The organism is Neobacillus sp., from assembly GCF_031988165.1.
Lineage (GTDB): Bacteria > Bacillota > Bacilli > Bacillales > Cytobacillaceae > Neobacillus > Neobacillus rhizosphaerae.
Genome location: NZ_DALZYO010000013.1, coordinates 20,247 through 45,465, shown reverse-complemented (window position 1 = coordinate 45,465; position 25,219 = coordinate 20,247). Strand labels below are relative to the sequence as shown.

Genomic DNA, 25,219 nt, shown 5'->3' with positions numbered 1-25,219 from the left:
AAATAGACCAATCACTGGCGCAAACAAAAAGTACCTGACACCTCCCATAAAAACGGATGGTGTTAGGCACTTTTTGTTGGTTATGACCGGTGAGCCTGATAAGACCGCTATTTCAGACGGAAATGCCGTTGTGGTCGGCCTACTGTTCCGTATTGAAGAAATTCCTCTGCAATTTCTTGTTCGATGAGGTAATCCAAATAAGCCCGAGCTGTGGAGCGGCTAACTCCCGCTAATTGTGCAATTTGTGCTGCACTGCGGAGCTGCTGATCCTGTACTAATGATTGTTTCACTCTTTCTAAGGTACGTAAGTCAAGGCCTTTGGGCATTTGTTCCTCTGCGTGAGATTTTGGTGCCCGATATTTTTTTAAACCTTCCACAAAATTTTGATCTAATTGGCTTGTAGAAAGCAAGTGGGATTTATATTGGCTATATTTTTTTAACGTCTCTTTCAATGCATCTAGTTTAAAAGGTTTAATTAAATAATCAAAAATACCTAATCTAAATGCCTCTTCAATAATATGAATCTCTGTAGCTGCTGTAATCAAAATGACATCGCAAGGAAGGTTTCTTGAGCGAATATCCCGTAAAACTTCAAGACCTGAACGATCAGGTAAATATACATCAAGCAGGAGTAAATCGGGATTGAGCTCGCTTGAAAGGGAAATGGTTTCTTCAAAATTTTTGGCAACCCCAACAAGCTTATACCCTTCCTGTCGTTCAATATATTTGCCATGAAGATTGGCGATCATGAAATCATCGTCAATGACTAAAACACGTTGCTGTATACTCCTCATCTCAAATCCTCCTTACGGGCAAAGTTACAACTATTTTCGTACCGTTACTACTACTATTACTTGTAATAAATCCATTATGATTAGAAATTAAACGAGTTATAAACGCTAATCCAAATCCTCTTCCTTTCCCTTTTGTCGTGATTCCATCTTTGAAAAGTGATTCTTTGATTGCTGGATCTATTCCAGGTCCGTTATCCTCAACATTTATTACTAGTATATTTTCTTCTTCTTTAATCAAAATGGCTACAACCGGGATCTCACGCTGGAAAACGGAAGTTTGAATAGCCTCGAAAGCGTTTTCTACAAGGTTTCCTAATGCTGTAATGACAATTTCACGAAAGGGGCAGTTCTCTGAAACCAAGGAATCGTCCTCTATAGTTAATTGAATTCCAAGCTCTTTTGCCCGATGTGCTTTTCCAACCAAGATTCCAGCAATCGCTGGGTCTCGGACTTTTGTCAAATAATACTGGATTGTATGTTGATAGTTTTCATTTTCCTGTTTAATAACCGATTCAGCCATATCATATTCAGACATCTGGATGAGCCCAGAGATTAAGTGTAATTTGTTCATGTACTCATGTCTTTGGCTCCGTAATGTATCAACGTAATTTCCAATATCATTTAAATGCTGGTCAATTTTTTCAAGTTGAAGCTTGTCCCGAAAAGTGCTGACTGCTCCGATCACTTTATCCGACATAATGACAGGTACCCAATTAGAAATCACGAGCGTATTGCCTACAATCATCGGCTGATCATTTTGGGGAATTCCTTTTTGGAGAACATCAGGCAAACTGCTCATCGGTAAAATAGTTGAGAGTTCTGTGCCAATTAGTTCAGTATCGTCCATACCTAGCATTTTTTTTGCTTCACGATTACAAGTAAGAATTTTCCCCTGACTGTTTACAGCGATGACTCCTTCACGGATGGACTCGAATATAGCAGATTGCTTTTTCGTTTCAAAGGCAATTTCATATGGTTCCAAATTAAAAATTTGTTTTTTGACATGGCCAGATAAAATATAGGCACCTGTCAAACCAAAAAGAAGTGTAATCAGCCCAACTCCGATGAATTTTACTAAAAATGGGTGTAATTGATGCCAAATATTTTTATCAAGAAAACCCACTGATACAATCCCAATTTGGTGATGATTTTGGTCAAAGATCGGTGCTTTTCCCCGTACTGAATAACCGAGCGTACCTTTGGCTTTTGTGATACTTTCCCCGCCTTTTAGGACAATGTAGTTGTCCTCGCCAACCATATATTCGCCTATTCTTGCTTGATTCGGATGGCTATAACGAAGAGTATCCATGTTTCCGACAACAATAAATTCTGCTCCAGTTTTCAATCGAATTGTCTCTACGATTGGTTGAATTACTTTAGAAGGGTTTTGTTCATCAAATGCCGTTATAATTTGCGGCAGACTGGCTACTGTTTTGGCTACTGTAAGTGCCCGCTCGCCGGTTTCTGAAAATTTATTAGAAACAAACATATAGGAAAAGGAAGAAATCACTAAGATAAGGACGAAAAGAATATTGAAAGAAACAAGCCAATTAATTTTACTTCTCAGCGTCATTTTTTTTATATGCTGCATGCTATACCCCTTGTGCAATTGTTAGAAAAAAAAGAATATACAAACAGTTTAGCAATAAATCATAAACACAAAAAGTCTTTTTCGCTGCCAATATCGCCAAAACTGTAAAAATCGTTCTTATTGAACTTTTAGCCATAATATATTCAGTTTCTGAAAATTCTTATAATATTTTCGTAAGCGCTATCAAAAAGGGGGTAAGAGGAGTAAATGATTGAATTAATAGGGGCTAACAAGGAATTTATCAAGCCTTCTGGAGAAATCCATACGGTCTTACAAAATATTAATCTAAAGGTAGTAAAAGGGGAGTTTTGTTCCATTGTTGGACCAACTGGATGCGGGAAATCAACAACATTAAATTTAATAGCAGGTTTTGAACAACCTTCAAAAGGAACGGTTCAAATTCAAGGAAAACAACTACAAGGAATCAACAAACATGCGGCATGCGTCTTCCAAACGGAGAATGCTTTTCCTTGGAAAACGGTTATTGACAATGTTTCTCTCGGTTTAAGATTAAATGGAATTAAAAAAGAAGATTCCTACAGGGAAGCAAGGAAATGGATAGAGAAGGTGGGGCTAAAAGGTTTCGAAGGCCACTATCCCCACCAGCTATCAGGAGGAATGAGGAAAAGGGTTGCCTTAGCACAATGTTTAATCACCCAACCAGAAATCCTTTTGATGGACGAGTCATTCTCTGCTCTAGATGTTCATACCAGGGCACTGATGGAAAATGAACTGCTTTCTATCTGGGAAGAAACCTCGGCATCAGTCATCTTTATCACCCACGATTTGGAAGAAGCAATTGCCCTGAGCGATCGAGTGATTGTGTTGACAGCAGGCCCGGCAGCAACGATAAAAGGGGATTATCATATTGATCTTGATAGGCCGCGAAATGTATCAGAAATTCGTTTTGACCCACAGTTTATGAAACTACATGAGCAAATTTGGAACGATTTACGAGATGAGGTGTTCATTAGCTATGCACATGCAAACAATGCTTGAAAATGAACAAGATGAAGTTTTGTTGCGTAAGAAAGAATTACAAATGAAAGCAGCAAAAATCATGATCCGTAATCTAGGATTGCAAATTGCTGTAGCAGTGATCATTTTTGGATCTTGGGAGTTTTTAGCCTCAAAACTATGGATTGATCCATTCTTTTTTTCCAGTCCTAGCGCAATTGTTAATCAGATTAAGGATTGGATTGTGGAAGGAACTAGTCAGGGTCCATTATATATTCATTTCATCGTAACCTTTGAAGAGACGATTCTTTCCTTTATTATCGGTGTTGTTTTAGGTATACTTGCCGGTTATGCATTAGGAAGCAATGACATTCTTGCTGTTATCTTTGGCCCATATATTCAAATGTTAAACGCTTTGCCAAGGGTCGTTTTAGCACCGATTTTTATCATTTGGTTTGGTTTAGGAATGCCTTCGAAAATTGCACTTGGTGTAACTCTTACGTTTTTTATTGTATTTTTTAATGCCTTTCAAGGTGTCCGCGAGGTCGATCGCAATTTGCTAAATAATGCTCGTTTACTGGGAGCGGACAAAAAGCAGTTGGCCAAACATGTTATTATTCCTTCCGCCTTGACATGGATATTATCTAGTCTCCATGCTAGTTTTGGCTTTGCTCTTGTAGGTGTTGTGGTAGGGGAATTCATTGGATCGACAAAAGGGTTAGGATTTCTCATTGCCCAAGCTCAAGGTGCCTTTAATACAACTGGAGTTTTTGCTGGAATGGTCATATTATCGATTACATCATTACTGGCTACATGGGCAGTCGGCAAATTAGAGAAACGGTTTGTTGCTTGGCGATTTGTGCGCCAATAATGGGAATTTCCTAAAGGTCGTGCTTGAAAATACTTAGTTATTTTTTTAAAGGGGGATTGTAAAATGATGATGAAAAATATTAAACTACTATGTATTTGTTTTGTTCTAATCCTTAGTCTATTTATGGCTGGGTGTAGTAATACTGATAAGCCGGCTAGTTCTAAAAATACAGATACTTCTTCAGAAAAGCTTCCAAAAGTGAAAATAATGGTGGGAGGCATGGAAAAAATCATCTACATGCCGGCGAAATTAACTGAGAATTTGGGTTATTTTAAAGAAGAAGGAATTGACGTTGAGCTATCGAGTACAGCCTCTGGAGTTAATGCGGAACAAGCATTAATCGCAGGCGAGGTTCAGGGTGTGATAGGATATTATGATCACACGATTGATATTCAAGCACAAGGAAAATATATTCAGACCGTTGTCCAATTTGGACTGGTTCCTGGTCAAAGATTAATGGTTTCGAATAAAATTAAGGATAAAATTAAGTCCTTAGCCGATCTTAAAGGGAAAAATATTGGTGTAACCGGTCTAGGTGCATCAACAAACTTTTTAGCCAGTTATTTGGTGACAAAAGGCGGGAATAGTCCGCAAGACTACGTCCCGGTTCCTGTAGGGTCGGGCAGCCCGTTGATTGCAGCGATGGAACAAGGGACGATTCAACTAGCGGTAACGTCGCAACCTACGATTGCTTTGCTAGAAGCAAAAGGTCTTGCAACTTCTTTTAAGGATATGGAAAGTCTTGATGGAACGAAGGAGACGTTGGGTGGCACGTATCCAGCTTCAAGTTTGTACATGAGCAGCGATTATGTAAAAAAGAATCCAGAGGTAGCTCAGCGGTTAGCGAACGCCTTTGTAAAAACGTTGAAATATATCAACACACACACGGAAGAAGAAATTGCCGATCAACTGCCAAAGGAATATTATGCAGGTGACAAAGATTTATACTTAAAGGCGTTAGAAGCCAGCTTGTCCATGTTTTCTCCAGATGGAAAAATGCCATCTGATGGCCCTGACAAAGTGTATGAAATATTAACTACATTTAATCCAAAGATAAAAGATGCTAACATCGACTTAAGCAAAACTTATACGAATACATTCGTTGAAAAAGTGAAATAAAGAAAGTGTCAGGTACCGTCCAAAAATCCGGATGGTGCCTGACACTTTTTTATTTCTAATGTTTCTTTTACAACAAAAAGTTGCGCGTGAGCAAAAAATATTTACAAGTACAAGAAACCATGTTAATATTCTTACATATAAATAAATAAATTAATAAATAAATTAATAAATAAATAAATAAAAGAACTTTATTACTTAAAAAGTTGTACTAAGGAAAATAAATTAACTATGCGCCAGTTTAAGGGGGGATGATTAATGAGTATTCAAGCTCAAACAAAACATGTGACGGAAGAGCAAGGGTGGTTAAAACAGAGCTCTAATGTGAGTTTAGAAGAGGTAAATAACACAGTGAGGGTTCCAACAAAAGGCGGTTTTTGGCGAAAACTTTTGGCGTTTGCCGGTCCTGGATCATTAGTGGCGGTTGGATATGTCGATCCAGGTAACTGGGCGACATCCATTGCAGGTGGTGCACGATTCGGGTACACACTGTTAATTGTCATTCTCCTTTCTAATTTAATTGCTATGCTGCTTCAAGCGTTGGCATCCAAGCTTGGTATCGTAACGGGAATGGACCTTGCACAAGCAACAAGGGATGCAACTGGAAAGAAAACAGGTTTTTTTCTCTGGATATTAACGGAACTGGCCATAATTGCAACCGATTTAGCAGAGGTTATCGGTTCAGCGATTGCGTTAAATTTATTATTCGGTATTCCTTTATTATTAGGTATTGCGATTACTACCCTGGATGTGTTGCTCCTACTTTACTTGCAAAAGAAAAGCTTCCGTATAATTGAATCTATTGTCATAGTGTTAATGGTTACTATTTTCATTGTATTTGCCTTTGAAGTAATCATATCAAAACCGGAAATTTCGGCGTTGTTTGGTGGGTTTGTTCCGAAAATGGAAATTGTCACTAATCCAAGCATGCTCTTTATCTCTCTAGGGATTTTAGGGGCAACAGTCATGCCGCATAATTTATATTTGCATTCTTCCATTGTTCAATCAAGACAATACAAAAGAACAATTGAAGGAAAAAGAGAGGCAATAAAATTTTCATTAATTGATTCTACATCTTCATTAACAGGTGCTTTCCTCATCAATTCAGCTATCTTAATTCTCGGAGCGGCAGCCTTTTATGGAACAAATTTAAATGTGTCTGAAATTGAAGCGGCCTATGCATTATTAAGTCCAACTTTAGGGGTAGGGATTGCAAGTACTCTATTTGCAGTTGCCTTACTTGCCTCGGGGCAAAATGCTACGATTACTGGAACGATAAGCGGTCAAATCGTTATGGAAGGATTCATACATTTACGAATTTCACCTTGGCTTCGCCGCTTAATTACCCGATTATTAGCAGTTATTCCTGCCTTTATTGTGACTTGGATTGGGGGATCTAGAGGAACTGGTGAACTACTGTTGTGGAGTCAGGTTGTTTTAAGCCTGGCACTCCCATTTGCAGTCATCCCTTTAGTATTATTTACAAGTGATAAAAGGAAAATGGGGGAATTTGCTAACAAATTACCAGTAAAAATATTGGCATGGATATGTACGGTTGTAATTGTTTTATTGAATATCTTTTTAATCGGTTATATTGTGGTTACTGGTCAAGATATAGGGTAAAAAAGATAAAAGATCTTCCGAATCGGAGGATCTTTTTTCGATGTAATGCCTGACACCTGATGTGGGAAAATGGTAAATTTAAATGCACATGAACTCCTGACTTTTTACTGTTTTCTGGCTACCCCTTATTTGAGGTAAGCAATCTTTCCCATTAAATAACTGATATTTTCTCATCGGAATCAAGTAAGTGTAACAGATGATGAACAGCATAGGCAAAACCATCTTCATCATTTGTCTTTGTGATAATATCAGCTTTTTGTTGAACATGGAGAGGGGCATTTCCCATCGCGACTGAAGTAGTGGCTACTTCAAATTGGGCGAGATCGTTGCCACCGTCACCAAATGCAATAATTTCATCAAAGGATAGATCCATCATCAGCTGGAAACGTAATAATGCCTTTCCTTTATGTGCTTCGCTTGAAGTAATTTCCACATTATTAGCGAAGGAAGAAGCCATTGAAATATCAAATTTACCAGCTAAGGAGGCTTTCACTTCTTCAATTTTTTCTAATTGGTCATAGTGTACTAGAGCAATTAGCTTATAGATTTTTAGATTGTCTTTTTCGAGAATTTCATCATAATTGTATTCTTGAAAAAGGACATCGAGCTCTTCTTTACTTTTATCATGTAATGGAGGCAAGGTGGAAGGATAGCCGCCATAATTTGTATATACTAAAATTCCTACACCTAATTCTTTTAGCAGTGTGAAGATTTCTTGATAGGCTGAAACGGTTAACGTTGCTTCATAGATTATTTCTCTTGATTTTGAGTATAGAACAGAACCATTGATACAAAAAATAGGAACCTCCATATTTTGTACGGCCTTTAATTTTATCACATCAGCATATGCCCGGCCTGTGTTTAAAATAAGACAATGACCTTGCTCTTGTAATTTGTTTAGGGCTTTCACATTTTCTTCGGAAATTTCATGTTGAGAGTTTAATAAGGTACCATCTAAATCGATTGAAATACATTTCATTTTTTGTCCTAATTCCTTTCATTCTTTCATATGACTACTATATCAGATTTTTTTATGGAAAGAGATTTTTAAGCATCCAACTGTGATATATTAGAAATAAGAATTGTTGCAATAGTAAATTAAATTCACGCAAAGTAGGGAGCGGCATAAATTGAACGATAATAATAGTTTAGTAGAAGCATTTAAAAAAACAAAGTATAAGGTAGCGGGCCCTGGCACGAGAGACATTCAAATCCTAAAAGAAGTTTTGAAGGATGTAGATGGACAACAGGAAAGTGATGTTTATGGTAGGGGTAAAATTATCGAAGATTTCCAAGAGAAGATGGCTAAGTATTTAGGGAAAGAAGCTGCCGTATTTTTTCCAAGCGGGACGATGGCCCAGCAAATTGCTTTACGAATTTGGTGTGATAAAAAGGGCTTAAAAAAAGTAGCGTATCATCCATTGTGTCATTTAGAAATTCATGAAGAAGATGGGTTAAAAGAATTACATCAGATCGAACCAATCTTATTGGCAGATAAAAACAGTTTAATACAACTGGAAGATGTTGTGGGGATGGAGGAGAATATTGCCTGTTTATTGCTGGAATTACCTCAACGTGAGATAGGCGGACAACTACCCGACTACAAAACACTTGAAGATATTTCAACTTATTGTCATGAAAAAGGGATTATATTACATTTAGACGGAGCGAGACTTTTTGAAATTCTCCCCTATTATGAAAAATCTGCGGCTGAAATCTGTGATTTATTTGATAGCGTGTATGTTTCCTTTTACAAAGGAATTGGTGGGATTGCAGGGGCTATTTTGGCAGGTAATCAATCCTTTACAGAGGAATCAAAGGTATGGAAAAGGCGTCATGGTGGGGATTTAATCAGCCTTTATCCATATATCCTCAGTGCTGATTATTATTTCGATCAGAGGGTGGGGAAGATGAAGAAGTATTATGAAGAAGCGAAAGAACTTGCCGGATTATTTAATCAATGTCACGGTGTTTCAACCCAGCCTTCGGAACCAGTCTCCAATATGTTTCATGTCCATTTCTCTGCACCAAAAGAGGAGATGGAAGTGATTTTATCAGAAATCTATCAGGAAACCGGCATTGGCTTAACAAGCAACATTAAGGGACTAAGTAAAACCACTTGCTATTTTGAATTAAGTATCGAGGAAATGTATGCTCAAACTCCAAAGGAAGAGGTAAAGAACGTCTTTCATCTACTTGATGAGAAAATACGGGGTATCTCAAATATATAGTAAGTGTCAGGCAACATTTGAGCTTTCGGTGGAGATTAACTTTTGTTAGGGATGGGAAGGGTTGAACCCACAAATCTATGGTAAATTCATCAAAGCAACGAGAGAGTAGGAAAAGAAAATTCCACCCTATTTTTGAAAATTGCCGAGTTTTCCAAAATACCTATTTGCATTACTAGAGATTCTCTGTTATAGTTAGTAAGAATTATTTTTGTTTGTCGGTAGGATTATGAAGTGTTAAACTTTTTGTCTGGAAGAACTAAGCAAGGATAGTAACACAATGTGTGCAAAGCACACGAGGAGGAAACAACAATGGAACAAGGTAAAGTAAAATGGTTTAATGCAGAAAAAGGATTCGGATTCATCGAACGCGAAGCAGGAGACGATGTATTCGTACACTTCTCAGCTATCCAAAGCGAAGGTTTCAAATCTCTAGACGAAGGTCAAGCAGTTACTTTTGAAGTAGAACAAGGCCAACGCGGACCTCAAGCTACTAACGTTCGTAAAGCATAATAAAAACCAAAATAGATAAAAAGACTCTCTTGCAGAGTCTTTTTTTTTGTCAAAATTAATATAAAAGAGCCCCACTCAGCAAACGAGTAGGGCGAGCTAATAAAAACGTAAAGTAAATGGTAGACAAAGTATAGCACATATTCATAGGAATCACTAATCCTTTTATTAGGAGATTATTGTCCATTCTTATGAAAGAAAAAAATGTAATTATTGATTAAAGCTATTTTGAAGGAAACCGATATATATTAAGAGGAAACAGACCTTGCATCTGCGGTTTGGGACAAAACAACATTTTGAGGAAATCACCTTGCTAGGCATATTTCTCTACCATAGATCCTCAATATCATTCATAAAAAAATGTGGCAGTTAGTTTAAGGAGCTAGAAAAATGAATCCAGTACATATGATACAATCCTTGCTTAATGTTGAAAATCTTCCAAAAGATTCTTTGTTTTCTTTAAGACAAGGCCAATTGATTTATGGTAAAGTGCAGAAATTCTTTCAAAATAATACGGCATTAATCCAGTTAGGAAATGTAAAATTATATGCACAATTAAAGGCAGCACTTTCGGCTGGAAATAGTTATTGGTTTGAAGTCCAGTCTAATGACGGTGCTGAAATTCACTTAAAAGTAGTAGAAGGAATTGGACAAAATACAAGCCAGCAATCCATACATTCATTATTAAAACACTTTCAACTTCCTGAAACGAAAATCAATCTACAATTCGTACAGTTTTTACTATCAAAAGATCTTCCCATTACGAAAGAACATCTCGTTGAAACCCAAAACTGGATAAATAAGAAAACGGATTTCCCCAAAGCCACAACGGCTATTGAATATATGATAAAAAAGGATTTACCGTTTACAAAGCAAATCTTTCAATCTCTAGTAGCTGTTCAGGAATCCAAATCCTTTACTAGTCAATTAGAACAATTAGGTAAGTTTTTAGAAGACCCGAAATTTCAATCATTAAAGTCGGCACAACCATTAAAACAAATGATTGCTAATATATTGGAGAATAGTTCAATAAATCAAATTTTCTCATCAATTGACGAACAGCTACCCTCTGGTACAGAAGTGAAAAAAATGCTAGAATCCATGATTCACTCTTTAGGTCTTGAATATGATAAAGAAGTGGAGGTATGGTCAAAAGTTAAACAGGAATCATTTGAGTCACTAGATTCCCTAAAGCCTCTGTTATTAAAGGCGATGAGCGAGCTAGGAAACAGTGGAAGGGAGCTAGAGCCAATTTTAAATAGATTAACAGGAATGCAATTAATCTCTCAAGAGACAAATGGTCCCATGCTACAAATATTGATGCAGTTACCAATCCTATTGGGGGAAAAAAAATCTGATGTTACCCTTCAATGGAGCGGTCGTAAAACTAGTAACGGACAAATTGATCCAAATTATTGCCGAATTTTATTTTATTTAGAGCTACAGAGCATTCAACACACTGTGATTGATATGCAAATTCAAAATAAACTGATTCATATTACAGTCATCAACGATACCAAGGAAATTGAAACCATTATTGCTACTCTAAAACCTTCATTAAAAGAAAAACTAGATGAACTTGGTTACAATCTGTCCTTTATAAAAGTTATTCCCCCTTATGAAAAAGACAAGTTAGACGAAGATCAAATGAATTCCTCTATTTTGTTAAAGGATGGTTACCGGGAGGTAGATATAAAAATATGAGTAAAAAAAATAGGACTAAACAAATACAAGCTGTTGCACTTTCTTATGAAACAAGTAAGCAGATGGCACCCAAAGTAGTGGCTAAAGGAAAAGGCAATGTAGCCAATAATATTATCGAAAAAGCAAAAAAACATCAAGTTCCCATTCAAGAAGATCCTTCTTTGGTTGAGTTACTAAGTCAACTTCAAATAAATGAGGCAATCCCCGAACAGCTGTACGATGCAGTAGCGGAGGTATTTGCCTTTATTTACAGTGTTGATCACCAACATTCAAAGAGTTAATGGATGAAAATAAAAATCAGGTAGAGAAAAGATTTCTTCTACCTAATTGAAAGGTAAGTGATCGACAATGAAAACGCTACTTACCACTCGCTACAAGACGATAACTCTTAAATTCTAGTTTCTTTGTTGTTTCAAGTTGAATTAATTCTCCCTGATCCAATTGAATCCTTTTTGAAAATAGCGGCCCATCATATACAAAGGTATGATACTCACCTGATTCTCCCATTGGACAAATAGCAGTCTTTTTTGCATCATGTAAAAATGATTCATCTATGATTCTACCGAGCCAAGATTCATCTAATACATCTTCTCGTACACGAACAACGACTGCTTCATAACCAGAGTCGACGAAATTTTCCAATAATTGTAAGGAAGCCTCCTTTTTCGTCCAAAGGGGATAGATTGCCTCAACCTCTGCACTGATAGCAACTTTTTCACCCCATTCCCGGTGTTCATCTAAATATAGGTCTCCAAAGGCGATTCCTGTAATCATATCTTGATTTTTCAAGGTTTGTACTGCTTTGACAAATTGATCTGTATAGTTTTCATAGGAGCATTCAATAAAATAAACGGGTATGGAGAGTGCTTCTCCCTGTAATTTAATCATTTCTGTTCGTTCTCCATGACCAAATGTCCGACCAAGTTCTTTGGGTACAGTCGTAATTAAGGAAACAATCTCATACCCTTTTTGAATTAAAGTATCCAATGCTATACAACAATCTTTTCCACCGCTCCAAGATAAAGCAATTCGTTTTTTCAAGATTAATCATCCTTTTTAAACATATTATTATTAAAAGTAATAGTTTAATTTTACCACAAAAGGTGATAAATCCTGAACTTGGTACCTCATATATAAGATAAACAAGAATTTTGTGCGATTTAGTAAGGAAAAAAGCTTGAAAAGTAAACTTATTAGAGTGCCAGAGAGCGTCCAATTGGTAATTCATAATAAAAATAAAGAAAACCGGAGCAAAACTCTGGTTTTCTTTATCTGGGAATGAAAGGAAATGATTCTGTGATTTTTGTAATGATATTGCATGTTTTTCCCTGAAATGACAAGCTTTTTAGCTACTTTTGAAAATTAATGATTTTCTTTCACAAATTCTTTTGTACTTCTAACTGTATCAATAGGGCGAACAAATTTTTCGATTTGACTACGTTTTGCTTCTAAAAATGGAGGTAAAGATAATTTTTCGCCAAGTGTTTCATACGGTTCATCTCCCATAAAACCGGGGCCATCTGTGGCAAATTCAAATAAGATTTGTGGAGCAACTCTAACGTATAAGGACCCAAAAAAGAAGCGGTCTACAAAACCAGAGGTTCCAAATCCGAAGCCTTCTATTCGGTTCATCCATTCTTCCAAAACAGTGCGGTCTTCTACACGGAAGGCAGCATGGTGTACGGTACCAAAACCTTGTTGGGATGGTGGCAGAATCGCATTGTATTCGACAACCACTTGGGCTCCATTTCCGCCTTCACCTACTTCAAATAAATGAAAAGATCCTTCTTGAGCGATTTCATTAAATAGTAGAACTTTTTCCATCATTTCTTTAAAATAATCAAAGTTCGCCACTCGAACAAAGAGTGGGCCTAATCCAGAAATTGCATATTCTAATGGGATCGGACCCTTTTGCCATGGTGTACCGCTAGCAACACCTTCATTGTTTTCATCTGATATCAATTGATATTGATGGTCATCGAAATCCACAAAAGATAGCGTCTTTTTGCCAAAATGTTCTTTGATTCCCGTATGCCTAACTTCTAAACGATTAAATCGTTTTACCCAATACTCAATAGCGGCATCACTTGGTACGCGAAAAGAAGTTTTTGAAATCTCATTTGTCCCATGTACTCCTTTAGAAATGCCAGGGAAATCAAAGAACGTCATATCTGTACCAGGGCCGCCTGTATCATCAGCAAAAAATAAATGATAAGTTTGGATGTCATCTTGATTAACCGTTTTCTTTACTAAGCGCATCCCTAACACATAAGTGAAAAATTCATAATTCTTTTCTGCACTACTCGTAATAGCTGTGACATGGTGAATACCTTTTAATCCGTTCATTTTATACCCTCCAATATTCTCAATATGTGCGTCTATATGATTCCATTTAAACAGTTTCGCTACTCAAGAGAGAGGATCATTCGTAAACTTTTATTAGAAGACGCAAACTAGTTCATTAATTATAGAATTTTACTAGAAACTTTATCTTGAATTAAAACATCTCTATTTCGAGATAAATATAACATGTTTATTTTTTTCTGTCAATTGTATGTGGGGGAAAAACTTCTTTAATGAAATATACTAGCAGACTCCCTTCCTAGCGGTTGATGTTGATTCCAGTGGAATTTGGCTGAGGTTCGCTTTTCTTTAGAGACCAGCCAGGAATTGTATCAGCTATCTCTCAATCTTTATTTTCGCATAATGCCAATAACATTGAGTCTAATCAGTATTCAACCAACCCCGAGGGAGTGGATTTTTACTCCAGTTTATAAAGTGAAAAAAACGGAAATTTTTGTATCAAAAGAATTGCACTGTCTGCAGGAGCTTTTATGGGAGTGGCAAATGTGGCTTTGAAATAAAGTTTGATAATTTATAACAAAGTACAATAATTTTAAAAAAAGATTGATCATTTATAATAAAGTTTGATAAAAACCCTGTATGAATAGGGTTTTTCTTTTGATACTAAAACTCCAGGTGTATTGTTCAATTAAAGGGCCAGATTGTTGAATAACAAGTGTAAAGAAAATTGTTAATTGTGAAAACTTTCACTCAAACTAACCAGTGGCGAACTAATAAGGTATAAATACTTAAAAACATATCCTTGAACTTCAATTAACTGGTGCTTACCTTAAAATAGGCTGCCAAAAAAAACGGCAGTCTTTTTCTTATTGAACTAAAGGGCAGTTATTTCAAGAAAAAAATAAAATAGACAGCATATTGACTAAAATGAAAAATATGATACTCTTATTTTAGACAGTATAATGTCTAAACTGGAGGTTGGATATGGATATTTACAGAGAACTTTTTTTAATGCAGCAAACCTACGCTACCTTATTTTCTCTTGCAAATAAAATTCAGGTAAAAGGTGACAAGTTCCTTGAACTTTTAACATCAAGACAGTATATGGCAATGGTGGCAATTGCGCATTTACCTGAAGATGAAACGACTTTGAATAATATTGCTAGAAAATTAGGTACCACAAAACAGAGTGTAAAACAGTTAATTACAATTATAGAAAATAAGGGTTATGTTAACATAGTTCCTAGTAGGAAAGATAAACGTGCGATTAACGTAAAAATTACTAAAACCGGAAAACAGGTATTGCTTGTTGTTGCAGAAAAAGGAATCTTCCTTTTGGAAGAACTTTTTAAAAAGTTATCAGCTGTTGAATTGGAAACAATGTGGGACCTTTTAAAGAAACTTTATAGTTTTGACGGTGAAGAACACGACGGATTTGAAGAAGAGGGTACCTTAAAAATGGATGAAGATAACAATGAATTACAATTGAGAGTGATGAAGGAGTTTGAGAGACGAAGAATTCAAGCAATTAATGGAGGAAATAAAATATGAAAAATAAATCGGATAGGCTAATTTATCTTGAAGAATATATATCAATCCTTTGAAATATTTTTAAAATGAAGGATAAGGGAGAGCAATCATTATGTTTGAAATCAGTGATGAAACATTACGATTAATTAAAAGGGCCTGTAGAGGAAAAAAACATTTAAAATTAACTGTTGGCTATTTAACAGACAATAATTCTGTAATAAAAATTTATAATGAAAACGGTGAACTTGATTCATCAAAAAAATATCATTATGAAATTGGGTCTATTACAAAGACTTTTACAGTATCTTTGCTATCAAAATATGTATTTGAAAACAAGTTGTCAATAAACGATTCAATACAAAAATATATAGAAGAACTTAAGGAAGACGAGTATTATCCTACATTGCTTCGTCTTGCTACTCACTCTTCTGGATATTCAGCAAGACTGCCATTAAATAAACGGGAATATTTTAACCTAATTTTAGGTTTGATTATTGGCGGTGGTGATTTGAATAAGAATAATCCGTTAAATATGGATTTTAACAAAATGAAAATGCTAATTGAAAAAAATAAATTGAAAGAAGTGGATTATTCATGGAAATATTCAAATTTCGGTATATCACTTATTGGGTATGGGTTGGGGATTGTATCAGGCAGGGGATATTGGGACACAATGAATGACTTTCTTCATAATGAGCTTGGACTAAGCGGTACATATTTAGGAACATCAAATAATAATTTACATGGTTATGACAGAAAAAATAATGATTGCGGCAACTGGAAATGGAACAAAGAAAATCTTATATCACCTGCGGGTGCAATAAGTTCAACTGCTGGTGATTTACTTAAATATGCAAAAATAAATATTTACGAAGATAAACCATATTTGTCTCTTTGTCATAAAAAACATGGAAATGGAAAAAAGATGTATGATATGGGTCTTGGATGGTTGGTTTTAAAGAAAAACAATAATGTTATTTTGCATGGCGGTGGAACAGGATGCTTTAGTTCATTTTTAGGGATTGATAAAGAAAAGAAAGTTGCCTCCGTAGTTTTGGCCAATTATAGATTAGGTAGAAATGATGATGAAAATATAGGAATTTCCTTATTAGAAAGTCTACAGAAATCAAAAGATATATAAGAATTGCCAACAAAAAAATGGTGAGATTTAATCTATCATGGTTCACCTTATTCCTTTAATTTGAAATAAAGAAACTAATATGTTCTTAATAACTCAAACTTCGCAGAGTGAAATCGACAAATTATTTTCACAAAGCACCCAAGTTAGATTGAAAATAGACACCTTCTAAATTTTGGCTGGTGTCTATTTTTAATAAATGTATTTCACAAAAAGTACGATTGTCGCTTTCACAGCCTAAGAGCTTAATCTTTCACCTCATCAAGAATGGTCTTTATATAATAGGAAGGCACAGCAGCACCAACAATTTCTTTTGATTCCATTGCAGGATTTTGCAAAGTTGCGAAGATAATCCCTATTACTTCTCCATTTTGATTAATAACTGGACTTCCACTATTACCTTTATAGATTGGGGCTTCAATCATCATAACGGGAACATCCCAATCTTTTAGCAAGACTTTACCTACAATTTTTCCTTCGTTTGCTATTTGGGTAAAGGCTAACGGGTTCCCGATGAATAGAATTTTCTCGTCTTCCCATTTTTCCCACTCCTTTTCAATAGCGAGCGGTAAAACAGGTAGCTCTTTTGCTTTTATATCAACAATTGCAAGGTCAAGTTTCGGATTTTTTGCGATTACCCTCCCTACAAAAGAATCTCCTGAACTAAAATGCACATTCACTCTGTTTGTATTTTCAACAACATGTTCATTTGTCACTATTAATCCGTCTGGTGCGACATTAAAGCCTGTTCCTTTAACACCATCCCATTCAAGGATCACAACAGATTTCTTGTATTGACTTACTTCTGACTGCTTTGAAAGTCTATTTGACACTTCAACAAATTGGATGGCGGGGATATTAAATACATCAAACCACATCCCTAATCCGCTTATTAATAAGGCAAACACTATCAGAGAACCTACGATTTTACCGATAAATTTTTTTCGCGTTCTTCTTTTCGCTTTTTCTTTTTCCCATTCTTGAGCATCTTCTCCTTTGAAAAAAGCTTCCCAATCCATTTCTTCATCCGGATGTTCATGGTTAAAATCTTTATATTCTTTCTCCACTTTGTCCCCCTCAAAGATTGACTGTATATTCTTATTATATCGATTCTTATAGGTAAAACATAAAAATAAAAAAATGAACAATACTAAATGGGGATAACAACCAAACAAGGAGTAAACAACAATGAAAAAAAGGTGCTAATCATCCTAATAATCAGAGGTGAAAACTATGCCAGAGAAAAATCCTATTGAGTTTACAGGGAAGGTTCTAGATCAAAGAAATACCCTTACTGGTCCTGATGATTCTGAAAAAGGATCATATCCAGAACGCCCAAAACATGTCGCAATTCAACAGCCAACTAGTAATAAAAGAAAATAGCCTTTTGGTAGGAATTAGGAAAACCGATTTTTATTCTTAAAAAATAAATCAATTATGTAAGAGGGGGAATTGGCCTCCTCTTTTTCATTGAATATAAGGAAGAATGGATGATTGATTATGTTTCACCACAGGCATTATTATTTAATTCCTGCATGCCTATTGTTACTATAGGAGTATATTTCATTATGAAAGGACAAATTTATAATGGCAACTACTACTATACCTATCTCTGTCTTAAATCTAGCACCTATCCGTCAGGGACAGGGTCCGAAACAAGCGATAGACGCCATGGTTGATCTTGCGCAAGCGGTCGAAAAAATGGGCTATCAACGATATTGGATTGCGGAACATCATAATACTCCAACACTGGTCAGCTCAGCGACGTCTATTTTAATTCAACATACATTAGAACATACCAATACCATTCGCGTGGGGTCAGGTGGGATTATGCTTCCTAACCATTCCCCTTTAGTAGTGGCAGAACAATTCGGAACTATGGCCACGATGTATCCAAATCGTGTGGAACTGGGGCTTGGTCGTGCTCCCGGTACAGATATGATGACAGCAAATGCTTTAAGACGCTCGAAAAGTGATTCTGTTTTTACATTTCCTGATGATGTTAAGGCCTTGCTTAGATATTTTGGCCCAGAAGATCAGCAAAGTTATGTAAAAGCCTATCCTGGTGTTGGCACGAATATTCCGATTTATATCCTCGGTTCTTCCACAGATTCAGCTTATTTAGCGGCAAGTTTAGGTCTTCCATATGTATTTGCTTCCCATTTTGCTCCAAGATACATGGAAGAAGCGATTTCGATTTATCGTGACAACTTCAAGCAAACTGAATACTTGGACAAACCGTATATGATGGTATGTTTAAATGTGATTGCAGCGGAAACCGATGAAGAGGCTAAATGGTTATCGACCACAATGCAGCAATTTTTCTTGAATGTGGTACGTGGTTCGAAAAATCCGTTACTTCCACCTGTTGAGAACATGGATGAGATTTGGAATCCAATGGAAGAAGAAATGGCAACAACGATGTCAAGTGTGACGTTGTTGGGGAGCAAAGAAACAGTCAGACAACAGTTGATTAGTTTTCAAGAAAAATATCATGTAGATGAACTCATGGCTGTGTCCTATATCTATGATTCAGAAAAACAAAAACGTTCATATGAAATATTGAAGGAAGTAGTGGATGGAAAATAGGAGAAAAGTAAGAATGACTAACAAGCCTCAAGTAAATAATGTAAACAAATGACTCCGGTTTATGTCGGAGTCATTTTTAATATCTGGGCATAGATTTCAGAATCTGGGGCATCTCAATATCAAACTTAAATTCGGAAGATTTAAGGAAGAATTGATTTATAAGAATTAGCTGGGAAAAACCTAAAAACCTGAGAAGAAATACTTCTTTACATCCAAGAAAGGTCTGAAAAAGGAATATTCACAAAGGAAGATTTACCTAAATTGGAGAAAGTCTTTCTGATGTTGTGAACATCAACTTAAATAACGAGATTCAAGAAGAAAAAATGAAAATGATAATATATAAAATAAGATTTAGGAAAGGGGGTCTGCACTCTCTAAGCAGAAAGAGGGTGATGTTTAATGACAGTGAATTGCCCCATTTTTCATCCAAACATGGTAAAATCAAAGATAAGTGTTTTACAGTAAAGCTTGTGGAGGACATATGACGAAGCATAAAATATTGACTATTTTAGAAAGAGAATTAGTTGTTGCACTTGGCTGTACGGAACCAGTAGCGATTGTGCTCGCGGCAGCTACTGCAAAAAGCTATGCACTAGGGAGAATAAAAGCAATTAGTGTAATGGTGAGCGGAAATATTATTAAAAATGCTAAATCAGTCGGGATTCCGGGGATGTCAGCAAAAGGTCTTGAGTTCGCGGCAGCACTTGGGGCGACAGCAGGAGACCCTAATAAACAGCTAGAGGTATTAAATGGGCTCACCATGCAAGATGAGCGAAGGGCGTTAAAACTGATTGAGGAGGGGAAAGTAACTGCTAGTCAAGCAGACACTCCAAAACGACTTTATATTGAAGTTATTGTACAAACAGAAAAACATACTTCACGAGTGGTTATATTTGATAATCATAGTAATATCACTCTCATTGAAGTAGATGGCAAAGAGGTCTATCTTGGCGGGTGTGAGAACATCGGCATCCAAACCGATGAAGAGCAATTAGAAGCACTCACGGTTGATGAAATATATGAATGGGTTTTGCAGGCGGATCTTAATGATTTATCGCTTATTAAAAAGAGCATTGAGTTAAATCAAGTCATTGGGTTGGAAGGACTATCCGGGGATTACGGGCTAAATGTTGGCAAAACGCTTAAAGACAATATTAAAAAAGGGTTTCTATCTGATGATTTGGCCACTGCAGCCATGTCTTTGGCTGCTGCCGGTTCAGATGCGAGAATGGCCGGTTCTACACTTCCAGTGATGGCGAATACCGGGAGTGGCAACCAGGGGATTGCCGTCACACTTCCTGTTGTTGCAGTTGCGGAGAAATTGCAAGTTTCAGAGGAAAAAATGATTCGCGCAGTTGCACTCAGCCATCTGATTACGATTCATATTAAATCTAAATTTGGCCGCTTATCTGCATTATGCGGTGTAACTGCTGCAGGAATGGGGGCGAGTGGAGCCATAGTTTATTTACTAGAGGGTGGTCTACAGCAAATTAAAGCAGCGATTCAAAACACAATCGGCAATGTATCCGGAATGATTTGCGACGGGGCCAAGGCAGGCTGTGCCATGAAAGTTTCAACCTGTTCAAATGTTGCTGTTCAATCGGCTTTGCTAGCGCTGAACCATCAAGAAATTCAATCAACTGATGGCTTTATTCATGATGATGTTGAAAAAAGTATTGAAAGCTTCTGTAAGCTTGGAAATGAAGGAACGCGGCAAACAGATGAACTTATTTTAAAATTAATGCTTGAAAAATAATAGGTTTTCCCTTCCGGAGTATAGCTTGATTGTTAAAATCAGCGATGTGCTATCTTAATAATGAGAGGGCTGTCAATGAGGCAGTCTTTTTGTATTTCTCCTTTTTATTGATCCTTTTAAATGTAGCTGCCAAATTTTTAATTTTTAGATTGTTGGTTAAGTCTTGATACCTCTTGTAAACTAGAATTGGTTTCCTTTGAAACTTTTGTCAGGATTCCTCTACTTTTTAAAGGTAAAGGCAAAAGTTGGAGGAGCAAAAAAGAGTGATGCTCCTGTTAGTTACGTAATTTGTTTTTCATCGTTCTGTTCCTCTTAGTTGATCTCTCATGATTTCTCTTATTAGATTCTATTTCTATGTAGACGAAAAATAGAATAGTATTAGTGGTTCATAACATAGAAATAGAGAGCCATCGGCTCTCATCTTCTGTTTCCTAGATAGTGATTCTCCTCAAAAGGTTTATCACCTGCATGAAAAAACCTGCTAGGCACCATTCTCAAATTGAATGGTCCCTTTATTAATTCAAAATCGAAATGGTAAATTTGTTTTTTTGAGTCGACAATTGATATGTTACGATGAAATTGATGATACAATGTTAAAAAATAATATGGGGGCAAACAAATGTACAGTTTTAAGAACGATTACAGTGAAGGTGCACATCCTAGGATATTGAATGCTTTAATAGAATCCAACTTCGAGCAGGAAGAGGGGTATGGGGAAGATCGATATACCAGAAAAGCGGTAGAACTGTTAAAGGAAAGAATAGAGCAGAATGACATTGATATTCACTTGTTATCAGGCGGAACACAAACGAATCTTACCGCTCTTGCCGCTTTCTTAAGACCACATGAGGCCGCCATGGCTGCTAGTACAGGCCATATTCTTGGGCATGAAACGGGTGCAATCGAAGCCACAGGACATAAAATCATCTCTATTGAAGCAGAAGATGGGAAACTTACCCCTTCACTCTTAATTCCAGTACTCGACGCTCATACGGATGAGCACATGGTAAAGCCTAAGCTAGTTTACATTTCAAATTCAACAGAAATAGGATCCATTTATAAGAAGAACGAACTGGAACAATTAAGAGATTTCTGCCACGAGAACAATCTTATTTTGTTCATGGATGGTGCAAGACTAGGCTCAGCTCTTTGTTCGGGAGAAAATAACCTTAAGTTGAGCGATCTCCCAGAACTGGTCGATGCTTTTTATATTGGGGGAACTAAGAATGGAGCACTAATAGGTGAGGCTTTAGTTATTTGCCATGATTCGCTTAAGGAGGATTTTCGATACCATTTGAAGCAAAGAGGTGCTCTTCTTGCAAAAGGGAGAATTTTGGGCATCCAGTTTCTTGAACTTTTCCGGGACAATCTGTTCTTCGATTTGGCCATGCATGCCAATAAGATGGCAGAAATGCTTAGAGTAGAATTAAGCAAACTAAATATTAAGTTTCTGACCAAGTCGCCATCAAACCAAATCTTTCCGATTGTATCGAATGTGGTCATTACCGAACTCCAAAGGAAGTATTCTTTTCATATTTGGGAAAAGGTCGATGCCGATCACTCTGCTATTCGCCTAGTCACTTCATGGGCAACAAAAGAAGACGCGGTAAACGCATTAATTGCTGATTTGAAAAAGGGAATTATATATTAGAGCCATTCTTATATATGTCTAAAAATGAAAAAAATGGTAAAAAGAGGACTATTATTAGGAGAATAGTAGATAATTCGAATGATTAATAATCGGATAATGCCTTCTGGTTAATATGTGGAAAGGAATGAATGGGTGATGGAAAAAATTTATCTTGATTACAATGCTAGCACACCTTTGGCTCCTGAAGTAGTAGATGTCATGAAACCTCTATTAAATGACTATTATGGAAATCCCTCAGCCCTACATTGGTCAGGGAAACCGGTTAAAGGATTATTACATAAAGCTAGAGAACAAGTTGCCGAGTTAATTGGGTGTTCCCCTAGAGAAATCATTTTTACTAGTGGTGGAAGTGAGGCAAATAACCTCGGATTAAAAGGGTTCTATTTTAAATATCGAAATAAAGGAAAACATATCATTACTTCAAAAATTGAACATCCAGCTATAATAAATCCTTGTAAATTCCTTGAACAAGTCGGGGCAAGGGTAACCTATGTCGGCGTTGATCGGTATGGGAGAGTTTCACCTGAAGAAATAGAAAAGGCAATCACAAGGGAAACGATTCTGATTTCGATTATGCACTCCAATAATGAAGTAGGTACGTTACAACCGATCAATGAGATTGGTGAAATAGCTGATAGATATGGGATTGCCTTTCATACAGATGCATCTCAATCCCTTGGAAAAGTCCCTGTCAATGTGAATGATCTAAAGGTAGATATGCTTACGATCGCGGGGCACAAACTCTATGCTCCAAAAGGAATTGGTGCATTGTATATTAGAGATGGAATCCAACTGGAACCACTCATTCATGGAGCTGGGCATGAGTTTGGGCTTCGTGCAGGGACAGAAAATACATTATTGGCTGTAGGATTAGGAGAAGCATGTGAAATCGCTCATAAACAGGTAGGAAATCAAAAAATAAAGAATTTGACCGACTATTTTTGGAGGCAATTAAAGGATGAGCTCGGAGAACAGGTTATATTGAATGGACATCCTGTGGAACGGTTGCCTAATACATTGAATGTAAGTTTTGTTAGAAAAATAGGCCAAGAATTGTTAGTTGCAATCCCTGATTTAGCTGCCTCAACTGGATCTGCCTGTCATGCTGGAAGTATTGAATTATCTCCCGTTCTAAAAGAGATGGATGTTCCTGAAGAAGTTGGGATGGGGGCCATTCGATTTAGTTTAGGCAGAAACACCACGAAGGAAGAAATTGATCATGTTGTTAAATGGTTAATTGAAATAATGTAGAAAATATATAGAACATCTTTTCAGTTTTAATTCTAACGGACTGGTTGAAAAAGTAGTAGCCCTAAAAACACTCCTAGGGAAATTCAAAAAAATCGTCAAGATATAAGCCTTTTTTATGCTATTGAGCACAAAAAAGGCTCCTTTTTACTTTTTTATTGGTGGATTGTTGATGTCTACATGAAAAGGTAGAGAATTGACTGTTTTGTTATTTCCATAAAACTGCTCCTGGATTTTGTGATTGGCAGTTTCATTCTCGGAATCCCCAATCATGTTCCTGGACCCAGAGTCATTAAATAAATCATCCATTTTTTGATTTGCCTCTACTGTTTCATTTTCTTCTTTTTTCACCTTCATACACCTCCTTATCCAATACGCTTGTATTTTCTCCATTCTACTGTATATGAACCATTTTATTAATTTCTCCTTAATAATTAGAAAAAAACACCGGACCAGTCACCGGTGTTCATTCATAGTAACCCTAGAAAAAGGTTCTATCTCCATAGGTATGAAAGCTATTATTCAATTTGTATGTTTATCTGTGAAATCTTATTATAGCCGTAACCATTCCTATTCCAAAAAGCTTCATCAGGTTGTGATTGGCTAATTGAATCGAAGGCACGAACCGTGATGTTGTAGTCTTGATTTTTTTCGAAAACATGGGAATAAGACCACTTCACCCATCGGTATTTTTGAGGAGTGTCTTGAAGGATAGCAGTTTTCCAAGTTGCTCCGTTATCTAAACTAATTTCCACAGAAGTAATAACACCTTCGCCAGTCCAAGCTAGACCCGTTATTTCATGCTGTCCAGGTGTAAGTTTTTGCCGATCAAGCGGTTGTTGAATGACGGAATTTATATGGTTAGTGGTCACAGGAAATGAACCTTCATTCTGCTCTTTATGAGGATAATAAACATAATCATCTGTCTGGAAAGGACCGGAAAAAGGATGATTAATTACATGTATGGTTTTTAGCCATTTTACTGAGGCCATACCATACCAGCCTGGAACGATTAATCGAAACGGAAAACCGTGTTTTGGACTAATCGGTTTCTGATTATGCTCCCAGGCGACAATTACATTCGGATCTAAGGCTTTTTCGATCGGAAGGCCTCTCTCAAACTGAACATGCTTTCCATTCTTAACACCTGAATCTTCCCCTTGAAAAACAATTTCACGTGCTCCGTTGTTGACTCCTGTGATGGTTAGGAGAGTGGAGAGTGATACCCCTTTCCAATTTCCTTGACTTATGGCCCCCTCAGTCCATTGTTCACCAAATACTTTTGGATCGAAATAGGCTCGCTTGTTTCCTGAACATTCCATTAAGGTGGTCACGGATCGAGAGGGCATAGAAGTAATTTGATTGTAATGCAAGGTAACAGGGTTTTTTACAGAGCCTTTGATGGTGAGAAAGTACGACTGAATTGAAAGTAGGGGATATGGAAAATGATTTCTTCGATAAGTCAGTGAAATTGGGGTTTCATTAGCTTCCAGAAAATGAATAGGTGTTTCCTGATTTTCTGGCCTTAACCCTCGGGTAATCAGGTGCGGTTTTACTAAAAAATCGTGTTTACTTGGATTCAAAAAATATCCTCCTCTCTATTCTAATA

23 protein-coding genes and 1 pseudogene are annotated in these 25,219 nt (G+C 36.6%); 16 read left to right on the top strand and 8 right to left on the bottom strand.

The window, feature by feature from the left end:
- Positions 1-107 precede the first annotated feature (107 nt).
- Both RTR43_RS09585 and RTR43_RS09580 read right to left on the bottom strand, forming a co-directional pair.
- Positions 108-794 carry a response regulator gene (locus RTR43_RS09585; RefSeq protein WP_312471418.1) on the bottom strand — a complete coding sequence of 229 codons (687 nt, stop codon included), beginning with the start codon at positions 792-794 and terminating at the stop codon, positions 108-110.
- Position 795: 1 nt separating this feature from the next.
- On the bottom strand, positions 796-2,385 hold the full coding sequence (locus tag RTR43_RS09580; protein ID WP_312471417.1) for an ATP-binding protein: 1,590 nt from the start codon (positions 2,383-2,385) through the stop codon (positions 796-798).
- 207 nt (positions 2,386-2,592) lie between these two features.
- On the opposite strand from RTR43_RS09580, the gene RTR43_RS09575 reads away from it, so the two are divergent.
- The 4 genes from RTR43_RS09575 to RTR43_RS09560 all read left to right on the top strand — a co-directional run bounded on the left by RTR43_RS09575 (position 2,593) and on the right by RTR43_RS09560 (position 6,952).
- Entirely contained in the window at positions 2,593-3,384 is a 792-nt protein-coding gene (locus RTR43_RS09575; protein WP_312471415.1) for an ABC transporter ATP-binding protein, read from the top strand.
- The gene (locus RTR43_RS09570) at positions 3,362-4,213 is read left to right on the top strand and encodes an ABC transporter permease (RefSeq protein ID WP_312471412.1); all 852 of its coding nucleotides are present in this window, start codon (positions 3,362-3,364) and stop codon (positions 4,211-4,213) included. Before RTR43_RS09575 ends, RTR43_RS09570 begins: the two co-directional genes overlap by 23 nt.
- 63 nt (positions 4,214-4,276) lie before the next feature.
- Complete coding sequence (locus tag RTR43_RS09565; protein ID WP_312471411.1) at positions 4,277-5,332, top strand: ABC transporter substrate-binding protein; 1,056 nt, start codon at positions 4,277-4,279, stop codon at positions 5,330-5,332.
- Between the two features lie 255 nt (positions 5,333-5,587).
- A complete protein-coding gene (locus tag RTR43_RS09560; protein ID WP_312471410.1) occupies positions 5,588-6,952 on the top strand; it encodes an Nramp family divalent metal transporter in 1,365 nt (454 codons plus the stop codon).
- Positions 6,953-7,103: 151 nt separating this feature from the next.
- Here RTR43_RS09560 and RTR43_RS09555 read toward each other — a convergent pair whose 3' ends face one another.
- Positions 7,104-7,931 carry an HAD family hydrolase gene (locus RTR43_RS09555; RefSeq protein ID WP_312471408.1) on the bottom strand — a complete coding sequence of 276 codons (828 nt, stop codon included), beginning with the start codon at positions 7,929-7,931 and terminating at the stop codon, positions 7,104-7,106.
- 151 nt (positions 7,932-8,082) lie between these two features.
- Between RTR43_RS09555 and RTR43_RS09550 the strand changes: the two genes are divergently transcribed.
- The 4 genes from RTR43_RS09550 (at position 8,083) to RTR43_RS09535 (ending at position 11,675) form a co-directional block, all read left to right on the top strand.
- Positions 8,083-9,183 carry a threonine aldolase family protein gene (locus RTR43_RS09550; RefSeq protein ID WP_312471407.1) on the top strand — a complete coding sequence of 367 codons (1,101 nt, stop codon included), beginning with the start codon at positions 8,083-8,085 and terminating at the stop codon, positions 9,181-9,183.
- Positions 9,184-9,492: 309 nt separating this feature from the next.
- Positions 9,493-9,693 (top strand): cold-shock protein, encoded by a 201-nt coding sequence (locus RTR43_RS09545; protein WP_007083691.1) that lies wholly within the window; start codon positions 9,493-9,495, stop codon positions 9,691-9,693.
- A 387-nt stretch (positions 9,694-10,080) separates the two neighbouring features.
- On the top strand, positions 10,081-11,394 hold the full coding sequence (locus RTR43_RS09540; protein WP_312471390.1) for a hypothetical protein: 1,314 nt from the start codon (positions 10,081-10,083) through the stop codon (positions 11,392-11,394).
- Positions 11,391-11,675 carry a FlhB-like flagellar biosynthesis protein gene (locus RTR43_RS09535; RefSeq protein WP_312471388.1) on the top strand — a complete coding sequence of 95 codons (285 nt, stop codon included), beginning with the start codon at positions 11,391-11,393 and terminating at the stop codon, positions 11,673-11,675. Before RTR43_RS09540 ends, RTR43_RS09535 begins: the two co-directional genes overlap by 4 nt.
- 76 nt (positions 11,676-11,751) lie before the next feature.
- On the opposite strand, the gene RTR43_RS09530 is transcribed toward RTR43_RS09535, so the two are convergent.
- Positions 11,752-12,435, bottom strand: coding sequence for a Dph6-related ATP pyrophosphatase (locus RTR43_RS09530; protein WP_312471386.1), 684 nt, complete (start codon positions 12,433-12,435; stop codon positions 11,752-11,754).
- 321 nt (positions 12,436-12,756) lie between these two features.
- A complete protein-coding gene (locus RTR43_RS09525) occupies positions 12,757-13,740 on the bottom strand; it encodes a ring-cleaving dioxygenase (protein ID WP_312471385.1) in 984 nt (327 codons plus the stop codon).
- Between the two features lie 323 nt (positions 13,741-14,063).
- On the opposite strand from RTR43_RS09525, the pseudogene RTR43_RS09520 reads away from it, so the two are divergent.
- From RTR43_RS09520 to RTR43_RS09510, 3 genes and pseudogenes are all read left to right on the top strand, one after another.
- Positions 14,064-14,241 (top strand): annotated as a pseudogene (locus tag RTR43_RS09520) (formyltetrahydrofolate deformylase); the annotation flags it as partial.
- 441 nt (positions 14,242-14,682) lie between these two features.
- Positions 14,683-15,249 (top strand): MarR family winged helix-turn-helix transcriptional regulator, encoded by a 567-nt coding sequence (locus RTR43_RS09515; protein ID WP_312471384.1) that lies wholly within the window; start codon positions 14,683-14,685, stop codon positions 15,247-15,249.
- A 91-nt stretch (positions 15,250-15,340) separates the two neighbouring features.
- Positions 15,341-16,369, top strand: a complete 1,029-nt coding sequence (locus RTR43_RS09510) for a serine hydrolase domain-containing protein (RefSeq protein WP_312471382.1) — start codon at positions 15,341-15,343, stop codon at positions 16,367-16,369.
- Positions 16,370-16,611: 242 nt separating this feature from the next.
- Here RTR43_RS09510 and RTR43_RS09505 read toward each other — a convergent pair whose 3' ends face one another.
- Positions 16,612-17,433: a S1C family serine protease gene (locus RTR43_RS09505; protein ID WP_312471380.1), complete on the bottom strand. Its 822-nt coding sequence runs from the start codon at positions 17,431-17,433 to the stop codon at positions 16,612-16,614.
- Positions 17,434-17,599: 166 nt separating this feature from the next.
- Between RTR43_RS09505 and RTR43_RS09500 the strand changes: the two genes are divergently transcribed.
- The 5 genes from RTR43_RS09500 (at position 17,600) to RTR43_RS09480 (ending at position 23,613) form a co-directional block, all read left to right on the top strand.
- Positions 17,600-17,749, top strand: coding sequence for a hypothetical protein (locus RTR43_RS09500; protein WP_312471379.1), 150 nt, complete (start codon positions 17,600-17,602; stop codon positions 17,747-17,749).
- Positions 17,750-17,953: 204 nt separating this feature from the next.
- Complete coding sequence (locus RTR43_RS09495) at positions 17,954-18,955, top strand: LLM class flavin-dependent oxidoreductase (RefSeq protein ID WP_312471378.1); 1,002 nt, start codon at positions 17,954-17,956, stop codon at positions 18,953-18,955.
- A 481-nt stretch (positions 18,956-19,436) separates the two neighbouring features.
- Positions 19,437-20,711, top strand: a complete 1,275-nt coding sequence (locus tag RTR43_RS09490; protein ID WP_312471376.1) for an L-cysteine desulfidase family protein — start codon at positions 19,437-19,439, stop codon at positions 20,709-20,711.
- Between the two features lie 619 nt (positions 20,712-21,330).
- A complete protein-coding gene (locus RTR43_RS09485) occupies positions 21,331-22,362 on the top strand; it encodes a threonine aldolase family protein (protein ID WP_312471375.1) in 1,032 nt (343 codons plus the stop codon).
- 135 nt (positions 22,363-22,497) lie between these two features.
- A complete protein-coding gene (locus RTR43_RS09480; RefSeq protein ID WP_312471373.1) occupies positions 22,498-23,613 on the top strand; it encodes a cysteine desulfurase family protein in 1,116 nt (371 codons plus the stop codon).
- Between the two features lie 144 nt (positions 23,614-23,757).
- On the opposite strand, the gene RTR43_RS09475 is transcribed toward RTR43_RS09480, so the two are convergent.
- Complete coding sequence (locus RTR43_RS09475; protein WP_312471371.1) at positions 23,758-23,961, bottom strand: hypothetical protein; 204 nt, start codon at positions 23,959-23,961, stop codon at positions 23,758-23,760.
- Positions 23,962-24,128: 167 nt separating this feature from the next.
- Positions 24,129-25,193, bottom strand: a complete 1,065-nt coding sequence (locus RTR43_RS09470) for a sulfite oxidase (protein ID WP_312471369.1) — start codon at positions 25,191-25,193, stop codon at positions 24,129-24,131.
- Between the last annotated feature and the right edge of the window lie 26 nt (positions 25,194-25,219).